This window comes from Lysobacter sp. CA196 (genome assembly GCF_052078695.1).
Lineage (GTDB): Bacteria > Pseudomonadota > Gammaproteobacteria > Xanthomonadales > Xanthomonadaceae > Lysobacter.
Genome location: NZ_JBQJIN010000001.1, coordinates 584,262 through 604,232, shown reverse-complemented (window position 1 = coordinate 604,232; position 19,971 = coordinate 584,262). Strand labels below are relative to the sequence as shown.

Here is a 19,971-nt window from a genome sequence, read left to right as displayed (position 1 = left end):
CGTTCGGATACCGCCGGCGGGGTTGAGCTTTAGCGATGTTGCGTCACAAAAATGCGCCGGCCGATTTGCGGATGCAAGCGCTTCTCGTTTGCGACTTTGGTCGGTCTGCGGCGCGACCGAGCGCGACCGGCGAGGCCTGAAGGCGAGGGCGTCGCTTGAGAAATCGCCGGATTTTTTCGCTTCGGCGCGTGGTTCGCGGCGACGGCCCGCAGGCCGCCGGGGAGCGGGGAATGCTGAATGGACGGCAACGTCGCCATGGCAGGCATGCGCTTGGCCACTTGCCGAGCGGCCATCGCGGCGACGGTTGTCGCGCAAACAGAAGGCCCGCTCGCGCGGGCCTTCTGGGGTGGCTCAGTAAGGGCGGCTCAGCGATCAGTCGGGTCCGGGCCGCTCTCGGGTTTGCGTTCCAGCCCGCCCTCGTCGGGGTTCGGCGGTTTGCGCGGGTGCGGCTGGCGCGCGTCGTCGGGGTCGCGCGGCTGCGGTTCCGGATAGCCTGGATTGCGGCCCGGCTTCGGATCCGGCGCCGGCGGCGTGGTCTTGGTCGGGCCGGCCATGCTTACTTGCCCAGCTCGAAGACGACGTCGAGGGTCATCGACAAGGCGTTCTCGCCCGGCGCGATCGGCGTGTCGGCCGAGGCCTTCTCCATCCGGCCCATGGCCATCATCGGCATCGGCATCGGCGGTCCGAAGCGCGCGCCCTCGCTGACGCTGACGATGCGGCGGACCTTCATGCCCAGGGTCTTGGCGTACATCTCGGCGCGGGCCTGGGCCTTCTCGATGGCGCTGCGGCGGGCTTCGTCGTAGGCGACGTCCTTTTCCTTGTCGTCGATGTCGAAGCTGGGGCCGTTGATCTGATTGGCGCCGGTGGCGACCAAGGCGTCGAGGATCTTGCCGAGCTTGGACAGGTCGCGCACGACGATGTTGACGTTGTTGTTGGCCTGGTAGCCGGTGATGGCCGGCGGCTGGTTCTCGGCGTAGCGGTATTGCGGATTGAGGTTGACCCCGCCGGTCTGGACATCGCGGTCGGCGATGCCGGCGGCCTTGATCGCGGCCACGACCTTGCTCATCTGCTCGGCGTTGGCGCGCATCGCGGCATTGGCGTCGGCGGCCTGGGTGACCACGCCGGTCGACAAAGTGGCGATGTTCGGCGTGCGGCGCGCCTCGGCCTGGGCCGACACCGACAGCAGGGTGCCGTCGCTGGCGACGTAGGCGGGCGCGGTCTGGGCTTGGGCGGTCATGGCGGTGGCGGCTCCGAAAGCGAGGAAAGCGGCGAGCGCCAGCGGGCGCAACGAAAAGCGGGTGGAAGACTGTGGCGACGACCGGGTCATGTGGTGCTCCTTGAAGGACGAGGGCTAGGGTCTTGCTGAACTGGTGAACGAACCGTGATTCGTTACGGGGTTTGCGAGGCTCGTCGTCGGCTGGCGCTCAGTCAGCGCGGGTTATGCTTTCCGTATGCTCTATCTTGCCTCCAAGTCGCCGCGGCGACGCGAATTGCTGACCCGCCTCGGCCTGGAATTCGGCGTACTCGATCTCGACGTGCCCGAACACCGCCAACCCAACGAACCGGCACTGGACTACGTGCGCCGCGTCGCCCGGGAGAAGGCCGGCGCCGGCTTGCTGCAGGTGCTGGGCAATCCGACCGCGCTGGTGCTGGGGTCCGACACCGAAGTCGTGCTCGACGACGAGGTGTTCGGCAAGCCGCGCGACGCCGACGATGCCGCGGCCATGCTGCGCAAGCTGTCCGGGCGCACTCACCAGGTGATTTCGGCCGTTTCGGTGGTCTCGCGCTCGCGTGAGGCGCAGGCGCTGTCGATCTCGCAGGTCAGCTTCGCCGAGCTCGACGAGGCGACGATCGCGCGCTACGTCGCCAGCGGCGAACCCGAGGGCAAGGCCGGCGCTTATGCGATCCAGGGCGGCGCCGAGGTCTTCGTGCAGCACTTGGCCGGCAGTTATTCGGGGGTGATGGGGTTGCCGCTGCACGAGACGGCGCGGCTGCTGCGGGAGTTCGGCGTCGGCGGCTAGGCCGCTGCGCTTACGTTCGACCGCGCTGCACTGCGTTCTTTCCATCCGACGTTCGCCTGACTTGGGACCTACCCTGCCTCATGACTGAAGAAATCCTGGTCAACGTCACTCCGCGCGAAACCCGCGTCGCCGTCGTCGAGAACGGCATGCTGCAGGAGCTGCACATCGAGCGCGGCTGGCGCCGCGGCGTGGTCGGCAACATCTACAAGGGCAAGGTGCAGCGGGTGATGCCGGGCATGCAGGCGGCGTTCGTCGAGATCGGCCTGGAGCGTGCGGCGTTCCTGCACGCGGCCGACATCGTCAAGCACAACCCGGTCGGCGAAGGCGAGGGCGACGAAGCGCCGCTGCCGCCGACCCCGACCCGGCCGATCGCCGAACTGCTGCGCGAAGGCCAGGAAATCATCGTCCAGGTGGTCAAGGACCCGATCGGCAGCAAGGGCGCGCGCCTGACCACCCAGCTCAGCATTCCCTCGCGTTATCTGGTGCTGCTGCCGCGCACGCGCGTGGTCGGGGTGTCGGCGCGGATCGAGGACGAGGGCGAACGCGCGCGGCTGAAGTCGCTGGTCACCACCCTGGCTCCGGCCGGCGACAACCACGGTTACATCGTCCGCACCAACGCCGAGAGCCAGCCCGAGGAAGCCCTGGCCGAGGACATCGGTTACCTGAGCCGGGCCTGGGCTCTGATCGCCGAGAAATCGCAGAGCTCGAAAGTCGGCGAACGCGTCTACGAAGACCTGAGCCTGCCGCTGCGCGCGGTGCGCGATCTGATTCGCCGCGACGTCGAGAAGGTCAAGGTCGACTCGCGCGAGACCTGCGAGCGCTTGCGCAGCTTCGCCGCGCAGTACATGCCGGGGCTGGCCGAGAAGATCGAACACTACACCGGCGCGCGGCCGATCTTCGACCTGTACGGAGTCGAGGACGAGATACAGCGCGCGCTCGACAAGGAAGTGCCGCTGAAGTCCGGCGGCTACCTGGTCATCGACCAGACCGAGGCGATGACGACCATCGACGTCAACACCGGCTCGTTCCTCGGTCAACGCAACCTCGAGGAGACCGTTTACCGGACCAACCTCGAGGCGGCGCAGTCGGTCGCCCGGCAACTGCGGCTGCGCAACCTGGGCGGCATCATCATCATCGACTTCATCGACATGACCGACCAGGAGCACCGCCGCCAGGTGTTGCGCCAACTGGAAAAGGCGCTGACCCGCGATCACGCCAAGACCACGGTCTACGAATTCTCGCCGCTGGGCCTGGTGGAGATGACGCGCAAGCGCACCACCGAGAGCCTGGAGCGCCAACTCAGCGAAGCCTGCCACGAATGCGGTGGCCGCGGCACCTTGAAGACACCGGAAACGGTGACCTACGAGATCTTCCGCGAGATCGTCCGCCAGGTGCGCCAGTTCGACGCCGCGCGTCTGCTGGTGATCGCCTCGCCGAAAGTGGTTGCGCGCATCACCGACGAAGAATCCGCGGCGGTGGCCGAGCTGGAGGAATTCCTCGGCAAGTCGATCCGCTTCCAGGCCGAGGACCAGTACGCGCAGGAGCAGTTCGATGTGGTACTGCTCTGAGATGGTCGGGACTCGGGGTTCGGGACTCGGGACTCGCAAACCCGGGCCGAACGTCTCCGCTGTACGAGTCCCGAGTCCCGAGTCCCGAGTCCCCGCGGGACGCGGAGCGCGTGCCTGATGCCCACCCCCCTGCGCCGCCGCTTGCGCATGGCCCGTCGTGGCGCCTTCTATGGCGTCGCAGTCGTGCTCGTGCTCGTGGCGGTGCTGTTGGGGGCGGCGAGCCAGGTCTTGCCCTTGGCCGAAAGCCATCCCGACCGCGTCGCGGCCTGGTTGAGTCAGCGCGCCGGGCGGCCGGTCGCATTCGATAAAGTCGAGACGCAATGGACGCGGCGCGGGCCCTTGCTGCGCCTGGACGGTTTGCGCATCGGCGAAGGCAACCAGGCTTTCACCATCGGCGATGCCGAAATGCTGGTCTCGGTGTACGCCGGGTTGTTGCCGGGGCAGTCGTTCTCGGAACTACGCCTCAAGGGGCTCGACCTGACCCTGGAGCGCAGCGACGACGGCCGTTGGAAGGTGCGCGGTCTGCCCGGCCAACAGGACACGCGCCAGCGCGATCCGTTGTCGGCGCTGGAAGGCCTGGGCGAACTGCAGGTCATCGATGGCCGGCTCGCGGTGATCGCGCCTTCGCTCGGCATCGATGCGCAAGTCCCGAAGATCGACCTGCGCCTGCGCGTCGACGGCAAGCGCGTACGCGCCGGCGTGCGCGCCTGGCCGACGGTCGGCGTGGCCGGGGCGCCGTCGACGCCGCTCGATGCGGTGGTGGATTTCGATCGCGAGCGCGGCGACGGCCGCGCCTATGCCGGTGCCACCCGCGCCGACCTGACCGGCTGGTCGCCCTTGCTCAAGCTCGCCGGCATCCGGGTCGAGTCGGGCCAGGGCCGGGCCGAGGCCTGGGCGGAATTGCGCGATCATCGCGTCGCTTCGGTGACGGTGTCGGCCGCACTGGATCGGGTCGGCCTGCGCGCCGAGCGTGCCCAGCCGGCCGCACCGGCGGCCATGGATGCGCCGACCGCGCGAGTCGATTTCGAACACGTGGAAACCCTGTCGCACTGGCGCCTGACCGATCATGGTTGGCGTTTCGATGCCTCCACGTTGCGCATCGGCAGCGGCGAGGAAGTGCAGAAGCTCGATGGCCTCGCCATCGCCGGCGGCGAGCAATACGCATTGCGTGCCGAGCGCATCGATGCCGGCCCGCTGATCGCGGTGGCCGCGCTCAGCGATGCCTTGCCGGAGCGCTTGCGTCACTGGTTCGAGACCGCCAGGCCGCGGGCGTCGCTGCGCGATATCGCGCTCAACGGCCGCCGCAACGGCCCGATGTTCGCGAGCGCGAGGATCGAAGCGCTCGGCTTCGACGCGGTCGGCGACGCCCCCGGCCTGCAGGGCCTGGCCGGTCGTTTCGAGGGCGATGCGGACGGCTTCACCCTCGACCTCGACGAGAACTCGCCGATGCGCTTCGACTGGCCGCGCGGTTTCGGCGTGCCGCATACGGTCAAGCTGCAGGGCCGCGTCGGCGGCTGGCGCGAAGGCGCGGGCTGGCGTGTGGGCACCACCGCACTGCGCGTGCGCGGCGAAGATTTCGGTCTCAGCGCGCGCGGCGGCCTGTGGTGGCAAGGCGACGGCACGCGACCGTGGATCGACATCGCCACCGACATCGACCCTACTCAAGTGCCGGTCGCCAAGGGTTTCTGGATCCGCAACCGCATGTCGGCCAAGTTGGTCAACTGGCTCGACACCGCCTTGGTCGGCGGGCGCCTGAGCAACGCGCGCGCGGTGATTTCCGGCGACCTCGACGATTGGCCGTTCAACCGCAACAACGGTCTGTTCGAAGCCAGCGCCCATCTCGAGGGTGCAGTGGTGAAGTTCCAGCCGGAATGGCCGGCGGTCGAAGGCCTGGACGCCGAGGTGCGTTTCGTCGCCGACGGTTTCAGCGTCGACGGCAGCGGCCGCATCGCCGGGGTCGGCGTGCGCAAGGTCGGCGCCGGTATCGATCACTACAAGGACGGCCATCTGCGCGTGCAGGCCGAAGCCGCGGCGGACGCAGCGCAGTTGCAGGCCCTGCTGAAGCAAAGCCCGCTGCGCAAGGACCACGCCGACACACTCGACAATCTGCGCGCCAGCGGCCCGGCGCGGGTCGGTTTCGAGATGCAGATGCCCTTGCAGCCCAACAGCATCACCCGCATCGCCGGCACGGTCGACCTGGATAACGCCAAGCTGGCCGATCCGCGCTGGAAGATCGCCTTCGAGCAAGTGCGCGGCCATGCCGAATACGGCCGAGGCGGTTTCCGCGCCGAGGATCTGGCGGTGATGCACGAAGGCGCGCCGGGCAAGCTGTCGCTGCGCGCCGGCGACGAATTCGTGCGCGACCGCGGCAACGTGTTCGAGGCCGGGCTCGATGTGGTGTCCGGCGCCGATGAGTTGATCGCGCGTGGTCCCGACGAGTTGGCCTGGTTGAAGTCCTATCTCGACGGGCGTTCGCTGTGGACGGTCGGGATCTCGATTCCGAGGGCTGCCCATGCCGCCGGCACGCCACCGAGACCCGGCGTGTCAGCGCCGACGCCGACCCTGTTGCGCCTGCAGTCGAACCTGATCGGCACTGCGCTGAGCTTGCCGCCGCCGCTCGACAAGACCGCCGCGGCGAGCCTGCCGGCGACCATCGAAACCCCGTTGCCGCTCGGCAGCGGCGATGTGCGGGTCGGTCTGGGCAACGTATTGGCCTTGCGCGCGCGCAGCGCTGCCGGCAAGACCGGTGTGCGCGTCGTGCTCGGCGCGAACCGGGTCGACGAAGCGCCGCCGGCCAGCGGCCTGATCGCCACCGGTCGTGCCGCGACGCTCGAAGCGATCGACTGGATCGCGATCGCGCATGGCGGCGGCAGCGGCGACGGCTTGCCGTTGCAGCGCATCGACGTCACCGCGCAGCACCTGCAATTGCTCGGCGGCACGTTCCCGAACACACGGGTGATCGTCGCGCCGGCGCCGCGCGGCGCAACCGCGGTGCGCGCCGAGGGCGCGGCGCTCGAAGGCGCACTGCTGATCCCGGGCGGCGAGGGCGGCACCATCGCCGGGCGTTTCGCCCGCGTGCACTGGCGCACGCCGGCCGCGTCGCCGTCGACCTCCGCAAGTGTGAGTGCGAACGGACACAACGCGGCCGCCGCTGCCGGCAACGCGCCGGCAGCCACCGCTGCGAACGCGGCGCCCGGCGGGGCCAATGCCATCGATCCGGCGAAGATCCCCGCGCTCGCGCTCGACATCACCGAGCTGCGGGTCGGCGACGCCGCGCTCGGCAAGGCGATGATACGCACGCGGCCGACCCCGGCCGGCATGCGCATCGAGCAGTTGAGCACGCGCGCCGACAAGCAGTCGCTCGACATCAGCGGCGACTGGACCGGCCGTGGCGCGGCCGCGCGTACCCATTTGAACGTGGCCCTCGACAGCGGCGACGTCGGTGCGCTGCTCGGCGGGTTCGGTTTCGCCGGCCAGATCGGTGGCGGCAAGGCCAAGGCCAAGCTCGACGCCGGTTGGCCGGGCAGCCCGGCGGCGTTCGCGCTCGGTTCGCTCGAAGGCAGCCTGACCCTGGAGGCGCGCAATGGCCGGCTGATCGAGATCGAGCCCGGCGCCGGCCGCGTGCTCGGCCTGCTCAGCATCGCCCAGCTGCCGCGGCGCTTGACCCTGGATTTCCGCGACCTGTTCTCGAAGGGGTTCGCCTTCGACCGGGTCGACGGCACGGTGCGCTTCGGCAACGGCACCGCGCGCAGCGACAACCTGGTGATCGACGGCCCCGCTGCGGCGATCGCGATCCGCGGCGCGGCCGATCTGCGTGCGCAAAGTTACGACCAGACCATCGAAGTGCGGCCCAAGGCGGCCAATCTGCTGACCGCGGTCGGCGCGCTGGCGGCCGGTCCGGTCGGCGCGGCGATCGGCGCGGCGGCGAACGCGGTGCTGCAGAAGCCGCTCGGCAGCCTGGCCTCGAAGACTTATCGGGTCACCGGGCCGTGGAAAGAGCCGAAGGTCGAAGTGGTGACGCGCGAACAGACGCGCCTGACGCCGCCGCCGCCGGTCGCGCCGCCGCCGGGCTGAACGGCGATTCGCTTCGCGCGGCAGGTTCCGCTTCGGTTCGGCCGCGGCCCACAGCGCCGGAACGGGCCATGGAGGGCGATCGCGGGCGAATCGGTTTGGCTCAAACCGGCCAAGCCCGGCCGGAGCCGCTTGCGGCGGTTGATTGCGGCCGCCGCCGCCACCATTTCGGTTTCGACAACGGGGTTGCGGCACGGTTTCCCGCGCCGCATCCGTCCACACTCGTCCGGGTGGCCGCGGACCGCGCCAAACCGCCGCCGCGCCGCCTAAGATGACCCTTCCACGTCCCCATGGTTCCGATATGACTCTCCCCCTGCAGATCGCCGAAAACCGCCTCTTGTTGCCCGCCGGGCTCGATGCCGGCGGTCTGGAGCGCAGCTTCGGCACCTTGCTCGGGCCGGGCATCGATTTCGGCGACCTGTATTTCCAGCATTCGCGCCGCGAGAGTTGGAGCGTCGAGGACGGCATCGTCAAGGACGGCTCGCATTCGATCGAGCAGGGCGTCGGCGTGCGCGCGATCAGCGGCGAAAAAACTGGCTTCGCCTATTCCGACGAGATCAACGGCGAGGCCTTGCTGGCCGCGGCGAAATCGGCGCGCGCGATCGCCCGCGACGGCCACGCGCAATCGGCGAAGACCTTGGTGCGCGGCGCTGGGCGTTCGCTGTATCCGAGCATCGACCCGATCGACTCGATCGGCAACGAAACCAAGGTCGAGGCGCTGCGTCGTCTCGACAAACTGCTGCGCGCGGCCGACCCGCGGGTCAAGCAGGTCATCGTCAGCCTCAGCGGCGGCATCGACACGGTCCTGGTGGCGCGCAGCGACGGTGTGCTCGCCGCCGACGTGCGCCCGCTGGTGCGGCTCAACGTGCAGATCATCGTCGAACACAACGGCCGCCGCGAAAGCGGTTATGCCGGCGGCGGCGGCCGCTACAGCTACGCCGAACTGCTCGGCGGCGACAAGCCCGACCGGCTCGCGCGCGAAGCGCTGCGCCAGGCGCTGGTGAACCTGGAGGCGATCGATGCGCCGGCCGGGATCATGCCGGTCGTGCTCGGCCCGGGCTGGCCCGGCGTGTTGTTGCACGAAGCGGTCGGTCACGGCCTGGAAGGCGATTTCAACCGCAAGGGCACCTCGACCTACGCCGGCCGCATGGGCCAGCGCGTGGCCTCGCCGGGCGTGACCATCGTCGACGACGGCACCCTCGACGGCCGCCGCGGTTCGCTCAACATCGACGACGAAGGCACGCCGACCAACTGCACCACCTTGATCGAGGACGGCGTCCTGGTCGGCTATATGCAGGACACCCTCAATGCGCGCTTGATGGGCATGACGCCGACCGGCAACGGCCGTCGCGAATCCTTCGCTCATCTGCCGATGCCGCGCATGACCAACACCTACATGCTGGCCGGCCAGCACGATCCGGAAGAGATGATCCGCTCGGTCAAGAAGGGCCTGTACGCGGTCAATTTCGGCGGCGGCCAGGTCGACATCACCAGCGGCAAATACGTGTTCTCGGCGACCGAGGCCTATCTGATCGAAGACGGCAAGGTCACCGCGCCGGTCAAGGGCGCGACCCTGATCGGCAACGGCCCGGAGACGATGCAGAAGGTGCGCATGATCGGCCACGACCTCGCCCTCGACGAAGGCGTCGGCGTGTGCGGCAAAGACGGGCAGAGCGTGCCGGTCGGCGTCGGCCAGCCCTCGCTGTTGATCGAAGGCCTGACGGTGGGTGGCACCAGCGCGTGATCGCGGCGGCCAGCCATCGTTGCCTTCTCCCACAAGCGGGAGAAGGCGGCGCGGAGCGCCGGATGACAGTGCGGGTAGAGAGTCCGGGCCGGATGGCCCAGGCCATGGGCGCGGACTTCAATCGCCGCGGCGAACGTCAGTCGTCGGGGTGGCCGTCGTCGATGTTTTCGTCGGCCGCATCGGCCGCCGCGCCCGCGCCGAGGATCACATCGCGCAGTTCGCGATACAGCTCGCGGAACGAATGTGGCGGTTTGTTGCGCTTGCGTTCTTCCAGGGTGTTGCGCGCGAGTTGGCGCAGACGCTGGCGATCGGCTTGCGGGTACTCGTCGAGGAATGCGGCCAGCGCCGTATCGCCTTCGCCGAGCAGGCGTTCGCGCCAGCTCTCGATGCGGTGCATCGCTGCGACTTCGCGCCGCGCCGCTTCGCCGTCCTCGTCGAGCGCATCGCGGATCGCTTCGAGCACTTCGTCGTCTTCGCGCCGCATCTGCTTGGCCAGGAACGCCAACTGGCGTTTATGGGCGATGTTGGCGGTGATGCGCTTGCAATCGCGGATGTGCGGCAGCAGCGACTCGGGCACCGGCAGCTTGGACAGCTGGGCCTCGGTCAAGGACACCAGTTTCTCGCCCAGGGCCAGCACCTCCAGCGCCTCGCGCCGGTTCTGGCTCCGGCTGGGGCTGAGGAACTCGCCGGTTTCTTCGTCTCTGCCGCGCATCGCAAAACACCTCTCGTACCGTCAAACTGACCTGAATTCCCGCGCCGCCAACGCGCCGCGTACCGCAAGGATAAGACATTGAACGCAGTCGCCCTCATTCCGACCGCTTCGGCCCACACTTTCGCCGACCCCGAGGCGCGTCTGGACCTGCTCGCCGACCTGTCCCAGCGCCTGCTGGCGGCCGCCAAGGCCCGCGGCGCCAGCCAGGCCGAGGTGTCCTGCTCGGAGGAGGCCGGGCTGAACGTGAACGTGCGCATGGGCGAGGTCGAGACGGTCGAGGCCACCCGCGACCGCGGCATTGCCGTCACCGTCTATTTCGGCCAGCGCAAGGGCAGCGCCAGCACCGCCGACCTGCGCGACGAGAGCCTGGAGGCCACGGTCGAGCAGGCCTGCGCGATCGCCCGCTACACCGAGGACGACGAGGCCGCCGGCCTGGCCGATCCGGCCCTGATGGCGACCGATCTGCGCGATTTCGACAGCTGGCACCCCTGGGCGATCGACGCCGACCACGCGCTCGAGCTGGCCCTGGCCTGCGAAAGCGCCGGCCGCGACTACGACGCGCGGATCGAGAACTCCGACGGCGCCTCGGTCGGCACCGGCGCCAGCCTCGGCGTCTACGCCAATTCGCACGGCTTCGTCGGCCGCGAGCGCAGCACCCAGCACAGCTTCGGCTGCGCGATGATCGCCGGCCGCGGCGACGCCATGCAGCGCGACGGCTGGTACAGCTCGGCCCTGGCCGCCGACGACCTGGAATCGGCCGCCAGCGTCGGCCGCAAGGCCGGCGAACGTACCATCGCCCGGCTGGCGCCGCGGCAGATCGCCACCGGCGAATACCCGGTGCTGTTCGCCGCGGAAAGCGCGCGTTCGCTGATCGGCCACCTGCTCAGCGCGATCAGCGGCGGCGCCTTGTACCGCCAGGCCAGCTTCCTGCTCGACAGCGTCGGCACCCAGTTGTTCCCGTCGTGGTTCCAGATCGAGGAGCAGCCGTTCCTGCATCGCGGCCTGCGTTCGACCTCGTTCGACGCTGAGGGCGTGGCCACGCGCGAATCGGCCATCGTCAGCGGCGGCGTGCTGCAGCGTTACGTGCTCGGCAGTTATTCGGCGCGCAAGCTGGGCCTGCAGACCACCGCGAATGCCGGCGGCGTGCACAATCTGCAGGTCGCGGCGAATGCCGGCGATTTTTCCTCGATGCTGCGCGACACCGGCCGCGGCCTGTTGGTCACCGAGCTGATGGGGCAGGGCGTCAACACCGTGACCGGCGATTACTCGCGCGGCGCCGCCGGTTTCTGGGTAGAGAACGGCCAGATCCAGTATCCGGTCGACGGCATCACCATCGCCGGCAATCTGCGCAAGATGTTCGCCGCGGTCGAAGCGGTCGGCAGCGATGTCGACTACCGCTCGCACGTGCGCACCGGTTCGATCCTGGTCGGGCGCATGACCGTGGCCGGCGAATCGGTCGAGGAATGACCCGCGAATGAACTCGCGAACATGAGATCGCGAGAATGAGATCGGGTTAGCGGAATCGGCAATACACCGCCGATCCGGCCCGATCCTGTCAACGCAAGCGGCATCAGGGCGTTCATCCTGGAACTCCACTCCTGGGAGGCCGCATGAGTGCAAGCAAGGCGACGGCCGCCAATCGTTTCGGGCTCGGCGCCAAGCCGGGCGAACTCGAAGGCAGCGGCGACGGCCGCGAGATTCTGCTCGCGCAGTTGCGCGAGCCGCCCCCGCTCGACGAATTTCGCGGCCTGCCGAGCAGCGCCGTGACGATGACGCGCGAATACGAACAGCTCAGCGCCGCGCGCGCAGGCCGAGTCAAGGCCGCGCCGCCTGCGGCGATGGGCGATATGCAGGCCGGTGCGTCGATGAGCGCTGCGGATGCGATGGCGCCGGTTCAGCCTATGGGCGAGGCCGTCGATGCCGACCAAGCCGGCGAACGCGCCGAGCAGATGCGGCGCGACCTGCGCCGGCGCCAGCTCGACGAATTCGCCGCGCGTTATCGTCACGCGTCGCGCACCGACCGGCCCTTCGTCGAGCGCCTGAGCCAGTTCTGGTCGAATCATTTCGCGGTTTCGATCGACAAGGGCGATACGCGTTTGTACGCCGCGGCGATGGAGCGCGAAGCGATCCGCCCGCACGTGCTGGGCCGTTTCGAAGACATGCTGCTCGCGGTCGAAAGCCATCCGGCGATGCTGCGCTATCTCGACAATTCGATTTCGATCGGCAACGACTCCGCGGTGGCGCAGCGCGCCGAGTCGATGCGTCGCGAACGCCGCGGGCTCAACGAGAACCTGGCCCGCGAGATCCTCGAACTGCATACGCTCGGCGTCGACGGCGGTTATCGCCAGGACGATGTGATCGAGCTGGCGCGCGCGATCACCGGCTGGAGCACGTTCAATTCGCGCGAAGCCAAGGCCGCCGGCGATCGCATTGCCGACAATGCCTTCACCTTCCGCAAGGCGTCGCACGAACCCGGCGAGCGCCGGGTGCTCGGCCGCCGTTACGCCGAAGGCGGCGTCGAGCAGGGGCGCGCGGTCCTGGCCGACCTGGCCAAGCATCCGTCTACCGCCCATCACCTGAGTTTCAAACTCGCCCGCCATTTCGTCGCCGACCAGCCGCCGCCGACACTGGTCAAGCGCATGGCCCAGGCGTATCTGAGCCACGACGGCGATCTGCGCGCGCTGTACCGCGCGCTGGTCGAAAGCCAGGAGTCGTGGTCGGACAACGCGCGCAAGTTCAAGACGCCGAACGATTTCGTGGTTTCGGCATTGCGTGCCGGCGAGTTGCCGGTCGGCAACGATGCGCGCGCTCTGATCAATCTGCTGTCGAGCCTCGGCCAACCGGTGTTCAACCCGCGTTCGCCGGCGGGCTTTCCCGACACCGCCGCCGACTGGAGCAGCCCCGACGGTCTGTGGAAGCGCATCCAGGCCGCGCAATTGCTGGCTGCGCGTATCGACCCGAAGGCGTCGGCGCCCTACCAATGCGCAGTGTCGGTGCTCGGCAATGCCGCGGTCGACGGCGATTTCGCCATCGGCCTGCGCCGCGCCGGTTCCCTGCGCGATGGCTATGCGCTGTTGTTCGCCAGCCCCGCTTTCCAATGGAGGATCTGAGATGGATTCGCAACGCCGAGGTCTGTTGGCTGCATTCGGCGCGAGCGCACTGCTGACTCTGTTCCCGAGCGCGTCGCGCGCCGCTGGCGACGATGCCGATACGCGTTTCCTGTTGGTGTTGTTGCGCGGCGGGCTCGATGGGCTGCATTTGCTGCCGCCTTATGCCGACCCGGTGTATGCCGCCCTGCGCGGCGCCGGTGCGGTGGCCGACCCGATCCGCATCGACGCGATGTTCGGCCTGCATCCGGCGATGCAGCAGACCGCGGCGATGTACCGCGACAAGCAGGTGCTGCCGATCGTCGCGATCGCGCCGCCGTATCGCGCGCGTTCGCATTTCGATGCCCAGGACTGCCTGGAGAACGGCACCGCGAGGCCGAACGGCGCGCGCGACGGCTGGCTCGGCCGCTGCGTGCAGGCGCTGCCGAGCGAGGCCGGTTTCGCGGTCGCCGCGGTGATGCCGTTGGCGCTGCGCGGCAGCGAGCGCACCAGCAATTGGTGGCCGCCGTTGCCGAAAGGCGTCGACCCGCTGCTGCTGCAACAACTGCAACCGTTGTACGCCGCCGATGCGCGGCTCAGCGACACCTTCGAGCAATCCACCCGCTCGGCGGCGTTGGCCCGCGAAGGCAAGGGCGCGTTCGCGCTGCCCGAGGCGATGCGCGTCGCTGCCGAACGCATGAGCGCGGCCGGCGGGCCGCGGATCGGTTTCGTCGAAGACACCGGGTGGGACAGCCATCGCAATCAGGCGCCGCAGTTGGCGCGCAAACTGGCCGAACTCGATCGCGGCCTGGCCGCGGCGCGCGAAGGTTTCGGCTCGGCATGGCCACGCACGGTAGTGGCCGTGGTGACCGAGTTCGGCCGCACCGCGGCGATCAACGGCACCGGCGGCACCGACCACGGCACCGGCGGCATGGCCCTGTTGTGCGGCGGTGCGGTGCGCGGCGGCCGCATCGGCGGCGATTGGCCCGGCCTGGGGCCGGCGCAACTCAACGAAGGCCGCGACCTGCGCGCGACCAGCGACCTGCGCAGCCTGTTCAAGGGCATCGCGATCGAACACCTGGGGCTGGCCGAGGGCGTGCTGGAAAAACGCGTGTTTCCGGACAGCCGCGGTATCTCGCCGTTGGCGGGTTGGCGGGTGGGCTGAGCGGCGGCGGGTACGACCCGGTACGGAGGTCGGCGTCCGCTCGGCGGGCCGAGGTCCGCGTTCGTAGCTTCGCGCGATGGCCGGAAATCGTCCCGGCCGACGTTGCATCGCCGGTGCCTGTAGCGCGGATCGGCGTGGTTAACTGTGACGAAGAAAGGTTTATGATGCCCATTAGGGGGCCGAGCCGTGGGCGCGGAACTTTTCTATCGACACCATCCAATCACGTAGGGGAAGCGTAATGAACGATATCAGTCAGGACGAGAAGACTTGGGGCATGCTGGCTCATCTGAGCACGCTGGTCGGTTTGATTATTCCCTTCGGCTCCGTCCTCGGTCCGCTGGTCGTTTGGTTGATCAAGAAGGACACCATGCCGTTCGCGGCAGAACAGGGCAAGGAAGCGCTGAACTTCAACATCACCGTGTTGATCGCTTTCATCGTCAGCGCGATCCTGACCATCGTGCTGATCGGTTTCCTGCTGATGCTGGCCGTCGGCCTGGCCTGGCTGGTCCTGACGATCATGGCCGCACTGGCCGCGAACAAGGGCGAGTCCTACCGTTATCCGATGACGCTGCGCCTGGTCAACTGATCGCGCGCTTCATCGCGGCACGACAAAGGCGGACTTCGGTCCGCCTTTGTTTTGGGCGATGTTTTTGCGGTGCCCGCGCTGGTAACGACAGCGCGAACCCGGATCAGCGATCGCGTTCGATCGCCATCCGCCCCAGCGCGCGCAGAGCGTGGGCGCGTTCGCCGAACGGCTCCAGCGCTTCGCTCATCGCCTGCGCGAGTTCGTCCAGGCGCGCGCGCGAGGCATCGAGCCCGATCAGCGCCGGGAAGGTCGATTTGTCCTGCGCGGCGTCCTTGCCCGCGGTTTTGCCGAGAGTCTGGCTGTCGCCTTCGACATCGAGGATGTCGTCGCGCACCTGGAAGGCCAGGCCGAGCGCACGCGCATAGCGGTCCAACGCGTCCAGCGAAGCCGGGTCGGCGTCGCCGCACAGCGCGCCCATGCGCACCGCGGCGCGGATCAGGGCGCCGGTCTTGAGCGCGTGCACGCGCTCCAACGCGGCCACGTCCAGGCGCACGCCCGAGCCGGTGGCGTCGATATCGAGCGCCTGGCCGCCGCACATGCCGGCGACGCCGGCGGCTTCGGCCAGGGTGCGCAGCAGGGCGACGCGGATGCGGTCGTTGCTGTCGGTATCGGCGAGCACGGCGAAGGCCAGCGACTGCAGCGCATCGCCGGCGAGAATCGCAGTGGCCTCGTCGAAGGCGACATGCACCGTCGGCTGGCCGCGGCGCAGTTCGTCGTCGTCCATCGCCGGCAAGTCGTCGTGCACCAGCGAGTAGGCGTGGATCAGTTCGACCGCGGTGGCCGGCGCATCGAGCACCGACGGCGCGACTTCGAACAGGGCGCCGCTGGCATGGACCAGCAGCGGGCGCATGCGCTTGCCGCCCAGCAGCACCGCATGCCGCATCGCCATGTGCAGCAGACGCGGTTCGTCCTCGGGCGAAGGCAGTGCGCGCGCCAGCGCCGCGTCGGCGCGTTCGCGCCAATCGCGCAAGCTGCCGTCAAGCATCGCTGTCGTTGCCGGGGTGGCCTGCGGGATGGGCGGAGGCGAAGGGCTCGGCGCTGGCCGGGTCCTGCGGGTCGGTCAGCAGGCGCACGCGCAGTTCCGCCTGTTCCAGCGCGGTCTGGCAGCGCCGGTACAGGCCGACCCCGCGTTCGTACGCGGCCAGCGAATCTTCCAGGCTCATCTCGCCGTGTTCCATCTTGTCGACGAGTTGCTCGAGGGCGTCGAGCGACTGTTCGAAATCGGCGACGGGCGAGGCTTCGGTGGGGGTTTTACGAGGCATGGGAGAAGTGTGCGGCGGGGGAGGGGCAGGGTCAATGCAGGGCGGCAGGCCCGGCCGCGGCCCACCGTCGCAGCTGCGGCGCCGTGTCGTCGCCAGCCGTGGTCAAGCCCAGACCAGACGCGCCCCGCGTTCGCGCAGCCAGGCGTCCATGCGCGCGGACAGCAACAGGTCGCCCGCCGCCAACAGTTCGCCGTCGGCGCTCGACAGCAGCGGCAAGCGGCGCCGCTCCCACGGCGGTACGCCGAGGTCCTGCAGCGCCTGCTTGAGCGCATGGCGATGGCTGCGCCCCGGCAGGGCGATGCGCTCGCCGCCGCGGCGGCCGTGAGCGAGACAGGGCGCCTCGAATCGGTCCGCGCCGTGCAGGCGCCACTCGCCGCCGTGGGGCAGTGCCAGCGCATCGCGGCCGTCCCATTCGACGCTCCAGTCCCCGGCCAGCGCCGGACGCTGGCGCTCGATGTGGAGCAGATCGCGCCAGGCGCGCACGACCGCACCGTGCCAGGCGAATTCGGCTTCGGCATCGGCGCGCGCGTCGAGCAACTGCGATTCGATCTGCGCTACGCCCTCGGCCGGCAACGGCGGCAGGCCGAGTGTGGCGACCCAGCGTCGCAGCACCCGCGCGCGTCGCGCGCTCGGCAGCGCGCGCAGCCCCGCGCGCGACAGCGCCTGCGGATCGAGGCTGCGCACTTCGGCCAAGGCCATCGCATCCTCGCGGTCGAGCAATTCGGTGGCTTGTGCGTTCAAGCGGGCGGAGGTGGCGAAGGCGGCATCGGCTTGCGGCCATCGTTCGCGCAACGCCGGCAACACGCGGTGGCGCAGGAAATTGCGGTCGTAGCCGTGTTCGTCGTTGCTCGGGTCGTCGATCCATTGCAACCGCTGCGCCGACGCATACGCCTGCAAGGCGGCGCGCGGCAGATTCAGCAAGGGCCGCCACAGCCGTCCGCGGCCGCAATCGCGCCAGGCGCGCATCGCCGCCAGTCCGTCCGGCCCCGAGCCGCGCAACAGCCGCAGCAGCACGGTCTCGGCTTGGTCGTCGCGATGATGGGCGAGCAGCAGGGTCTCGCCCTCGCCGAGGCCGGCAGCGAAGGCGGCGTGGCGTGCGCGACGGGCCGCGGCTTCCGGGCCGTCGCCGCCGGCGAGGGCAACCGATACCCGCGAAACGCTGAATTCCAGGCCGAGCCGGGCGCAGGTTTCGGCGCAATGCGCGGCCCAGGCGTCGGCCTGCGGATGCAGCCCGTGATGCACGTGCCAGGCGCGCAGACCCTGCGCCCGGGCCTGCGGCGAAGCGGCCAAAGCGTGCAGCAGCGCGGTCGAGTCGAGGCCGCCGCTGTAGCCGACGCACAGCGGCGTCGGCGGCATGGCGCTCAGAGCTTGTGTGATCGCGTCGGCAGCATGCGGGGGCATCGCGGCATGGTGCCATGGCCGCGGGACGCAGCAACCCACCGATGATGCTGCGCCGGCCGGCGCAGACGATTAACGTCGTTTCTCCATATTCATAGCAGGCAAACCACTGTGTCCCGGCTTTTCGCACCACTGTCGCAACGATCGCTGAAGTTGCGCAACCGTCTCGTCGTGTCGCCGATGTGCCAGTACTCGGCCGTCGACGGGCTGCCGAACAACTGGCATCTGGTCCATCTGGGCAGTCGAGCGGTCGGCGGCGCCGGCCTGGTCATGACCGAGGCCTGTGCGGTGTCGCCGGAAGGCCGCATTTCCGCCGCCGACACGGGGCTGTGGAACGCCTCTCAGGCCGAAGCCTGGCACCGCATCACCTGCTTCCTGCGTTCGCGCGAGGCGGTGGTCGGCGCGCAACTCAGTCATGCCGGACGCAAGGCCAGCATCGAAGCGCCCTGGCTCGGCGGCAAGGCGGTGCCGGTCGACGCGGGCGGATGGACGCCGGCGGCGCCATCGCCGTTGCCGTTCCGCGAAGACTCGACCCAGCCGCGCGAATTGCAGCCGATCGAGATCCGCACCGTGGTCGACGATTTCGCCGCCGCGGCGCAACGCGCGTTGGATGCGTGTTTCCAATTGGTCGAGATCCACGCCGCGCACGGTTATCTGCTGCATCAGTTTCTGTCGCCGCTGTCGAACCAGCGCGAGGATCGTTACGGCGGCAGTTTCGACAACCGCACGCGCCTGCTGCGCGAGGTGCTGGCCGCCGTGCGCGAAGTCTGGCCCGAGCGTCTGCCGCTGTGGCTGCGGATTTCCGCGACCGACTGGGCCGAGGGCGGCTGGGACATCGAACAGAGCGTCGAGCTGGCGCGCATCGTCAAGGACCTTGGTGTCGACCTGATCGACGTATCCAGCGGCGGTCTGGTGCCGGACGCGCGGATTCCGAACGAGCCCGGCTATCAGGTACCGTTCTCGGCGCGTATCCGTCGCGAAGCCGGCATCGCCACCGGCGCGGTCGGCTTGATCACCGAGGCGGCGCAGGCCGAACGCATCGTCGCCGACGGCGAAGCCGACGTGGTGCTGCTGGCGAGGCAGTTGCTGCGCGACCCGTATTTCCCGCATCGCGCCGCCCGCGAACTCGGCGCGACGACGCACGTGCCGGAGCAGTATCAGCGGGCTTGGTGAGGCTGGCCGTTACGCCTGCAGGACACCATGGCCGAGGCGTAGACCGCATACCGACCGATCGCGCAAACGACGAGGGCGATCGCAATGGCTGCGATCGCCCTCGTGATTCAACACAGCGGCGTTTGGCCCTCAGGCCGCTTCGTATGCGCCGTAGCCGCGCAGGCGCTCGTAGCGGCGCTGCAGCAGGTCTTCGACCGGCAACGGCTCGAGCGCGTCGAGTTCGTTGAGCAGCACGGCCTTCAGGCGCGTGGCCATCTGCTTGGGATTACGGTGGGCGCCGCCGATCGGCTCGCGCACGATCTTGTCGATCAGGCCCAGTTCGTACAGGCGTTTGGCGGTCAGGCCGAGCTGTTCGGCCGCGTCCTTGGCCTTCTCCGCGGTCTTCCACAGGATCGAGGCGCAGCCTTCCGGGGTGATCACCGAATAGGTGCTGTATTCGAGCATCAAGGTGCGGTCGCCCACGCCGATCGCGAGCGCGCCGCCGGAGCCGCCTTCGCCGATCACGGTGCAGATCACCGGGATCTTCAGTTCGGCCATTTCCAGCAGGTTGCGCGCGATCGCTTCGGACTGGCCGCGCTCTTCGGCGTCGATGCCGGGCCAGGCGCCGGCGGTGTCGATGAAGGTCAGCAGCGGCAGGTGGAAGCGCTCGGCCAGCTTCATCAGACGCAGCGCCTTGCGGTAGCCCTCCGGACGCGGCATGCCGAAATTGCGCTTGATCTTGCTCTTGGTGTCGCGGCCTTTCTGGTGGCCGATGATGACCACGCTGCGGCCGGCGATGCGGCCGAGGCCGCCGACGATCGCGGTGTCGTTGGCGAAGGCGCGGTCGCCGGCCAGTTCCTGGAACTCGTCGCACATCACCCGGATGTAGTCGAGGGTGTAGGGACGGGCCGGATGACGGGCCAACTGCGAGATCTGCCACGAACTCAAGTCGCGGAAGATCTGCGCGGTGCGCAGGCGCAGCTTGTTCTGCAGGGTGTGGATTTCGGCGTCGATGTCGACGGCCGGGCCGCTGCTGGCGTGGCGCAGTTCCTGGATCTTGGCTTCCAGGTCGGCGATGGGCTGCTCGAAGTCGAGGTAATTCGGATTCATGCTCGGGCCGTTGGCCGGGTTGGCGCACAGTCTAGCCCAGGGCGGGGGACCGTACCGAGAGGCATGGGAGGGGCGGGGCAGGAGTGAGTGGAGAGG

Annotated in this window: 16 protein-coding genes; 9 read left to right on the top strand and 7 right to left on the bottom strand. The window is 69.1% G+C overall.

The window, feature by feature from the left end:
* Nucleotides 1-365: 365 nt before the first annotated feature.
* Both ACTOWK_RS02455 and ACTOWK_RS02450 read right to left on the bottom strand, forming a co-directional pair.
* Nucleotides 366-554 carry a hypothetical protein gene (locus ACTOWK_RS02455; RefSeq protein ID WP_441328598.1) on the bottom strand — a complete coding sequence of 63 codons (189 nt, stop codon included), beginning with the start codon at nucleotides 552-554 and terminating at the stop codon, nucleotides 366-368.
* A 2-nt stretch (nucleotides 555-556) separates the two neighbouring features.
* Nucleotides 557-1,327, bottom strand: a complete 771-nt coding sequence (locus tag ACTOWK_RS02450; protein ID WP_441328597.1) for an SIMPL domain-containing protein — start codon at nucleotides 1,325-1,327, stop codon at nucleotides 557-559.
* A 124-nt stretch (nucleotides 1,328-1,451) separates the two neighbouring features.
* Here ACTOWK_RS02450 and ACTOWK_RS02445 point away from each other — a divergent pair, with 124 nt between their 5' ends.
* From ACTOWK_RS02445 to tldD, 4 genes are all read left to right on the top strand, one after another.
* Entirely contained in the window at nucleotides 1,452-2,021 is a 570-nt protein-coding gene (locus ACTOWK_RS02445; protein ID WP_441328596.1) for a Maf family protein, read from the top strand.
* An 80-nt stretch (nucleotides 2,022-2,101) separates the two neighbouring features.
* Nucleotides 2,102-3,589, top strand: a complete 1,488-nt coding sequence (gene rng / locus ACTOWK_RS02440) for a ribonuclease G (protein WP_441328595.1) — start codon at nucleotides 2,102-2,104, stop codon at nucleotides 3,587-3,589.
* A 117-nt stretch (nucleotides 3,590-3,706) separates the two neighbouring features.
* Nucleotides 3,707-7,663, top strand: a complete 3,957-nt coding sequence (locus ACTOWK_RS02435) for a YhdP family protein (protein WP_441328594.1) — start codon at nucleotides 3,707-3,709, stop codon at nucleotides 7,661-7,663.
* A 298-nt stretch (nucleotides 7,664-7,961) separates the two neighbouring features.
* On the top strand, nucleotides 7,962-9,404 hold the full coding sequence (gene tldD, locus ACTOWK_RS02430; protein WP_441328593.1) for a metalloprotease TldD: 1,443 nt from the start codon (nucleotides 7,962-7,964) through the stop codon (nucleotides 9,402-9,404).
* Between the two features lie 136 nt (nucleotides 9,405-9,540).
* Here the strand turns inward: tldD and yjgA are convergent, their stop codons facing one another.
* Nucleotides 9,541-10,116: a ribosome biogenesis factor YjgA gene (yjgA, locus tag ACTOWK_RS02425; RefSeq protein WP_441328592.1), complete on the bottom strand. Its 576-nt coding sequence runs from the start codon at nucleotides 10,114-10,116 to the stop codon at nucleotides 9,541-9,543.
* Between the two features lie 96 nt (nucleotides 10,117-10,212).
* Here yjgA and pmbA point away from each other — a divergent pair, with 96 nt between their 5' ends.
* From pmbA to ACTOWK_RS02405, 4 genes are all read left to right on the top strand, one after another.
* Complete coding sequence (pmbA, locus tag ACTOWK_RS02420) at nucleotides 10,213-11,583, top strand: metalloprotease PmbA (protein ID WP_441328662.1); 1,371 nt, start codon at nucleotides 10,213-10,215, stop codon at nucleotides 11,581-11,583.
* A gap of 143 nt (nucleotides 11,584-11,726) precedes the next feature.
* Complete coding sequence (locus tag ACTOWK_RS02415; RefSeq protein WP_441328591.1) at nucleotides 11,727-13,226, top strand: DUF1800 domain-containing protein; 1,500 nt, start codon at nucleotides 11,727-11,729, stop codon at nucleotides 13,224-13,226.
* 1 nt (nucleotide 13,227) lies between these two features.
* Nucleotides 13,228-14,367: a DUF1501 domain-containing protein gene (locus tag ACTOWK_RS02410; RefSeq protein ID WP_441328590.1), complete on the top strand. Its 1,140-nt coding sequence runs from the start codon at nucleotides 13,228-13,230 to the stop codon at nucleotides 14,365-14,367.
* A 238-nt stretch (nucleotides 14,368-14,605) separates the two neighbouring features.
* Nucleotides 14,606-14,953, top strand: coding sequence for a DUF4870 domain-containing protein (locus ACTOWK_RS02405; RefSeq protein ID WP_031372524.1), 348 nt, complete (start codon nucleotides 14,606-14,608; stop codon nucleotides 14,951-14,953).
* A gap of 103 nt (nucleotides 14,954-15,056) precedes the next feature.
* On the opposite strand, the gene ispA is transcribed toward ACTOWK_RS02405, so the two are convergent.
* From ispA to tilS, 3 genes are all read right to left on the bottom strand, one after another.
* Complete coding sequence (gene ispA, locus ACTOWK_RS02400) at nucleotides 15,057-15,938, bottom strand: (2E,6E)-farnesyl diphosphate synthase (protein ID WP_441328589.1); 882 nt, start codon at nucleotides 15,936-15,938, stop codon at nucleotides 15,057-15,059.
* Nucleotides 15,931-16,215 (bottom strand): exodeoxyribonuclease VII small subunit, encoded by a 285-nt coding sequence (locus ACTOWK_RS02395; RefSeq protein WP_441328588.1) that lies wholly within the window; start codon nucleotides 16,213-16,215, stop codon nucleotides 15,931-15,933. Before ACTOWK_RS02395 ends, ispA begins: the two co-directional genes overlap by 8 nt.
* Before the next feature lie 102 nt (nucleotides 16,216-16,317).
* Nucleotides 16,318-17,616 carry a tRNA lysidine(34) synthetase TilS gene (gene tilS / locus ACTOWK_RS02390; RefSeq protein ID WP_441328587.1) on the bottom strand — a complete coding sequence of 433 codons (1,299 nt, stop codon included), beginning with the start codon at nucleotides 17,614-17,616 and terminating at the stop codon, nucleotides 16,318-16,320.
* Nucleotides 17,617-17,724: 108 nt separating this feature from the next.
* On the opposite strand from tilS, the gene ACTOWK_RS02385 reads away from it, so the two are divergent.
* Nucleotides 17,725-18,786, top strand: coding sequence for an NADH:flavin oxidoreductase/NADH oxidase (locus tag ACTOWK_RS02385; protein ID WP_441328586.1), 1,062 nt, complete (start codon nucleotides 17,725-17,727; stop codon nucleotides 18,784-18,786).
* Between the two features lie 129 nt (nucleotides 18,787-18,915).
* On the opposite strand, the gene ACTOWK_RS02380 is transcribed toward ACTOWK_RS02385, so the two are convergent.
* On the bottom strand, nucleotides 18,916-19,875 hold the full coding sequence (locus tag ACTOWK_RS02380) for an acetyl-CoA carboxylase carboxyltransferase subunit alpha (RefSeq protein ID WP_441328585.1): 960 nt from the start codon (nucleotides 19,873-19,875) through the stop codon (nucleotides 18,916-18,918).
* Between the last annotated feature and the right edge of the window lie 96 nt (nucleotides 19,876-19,971).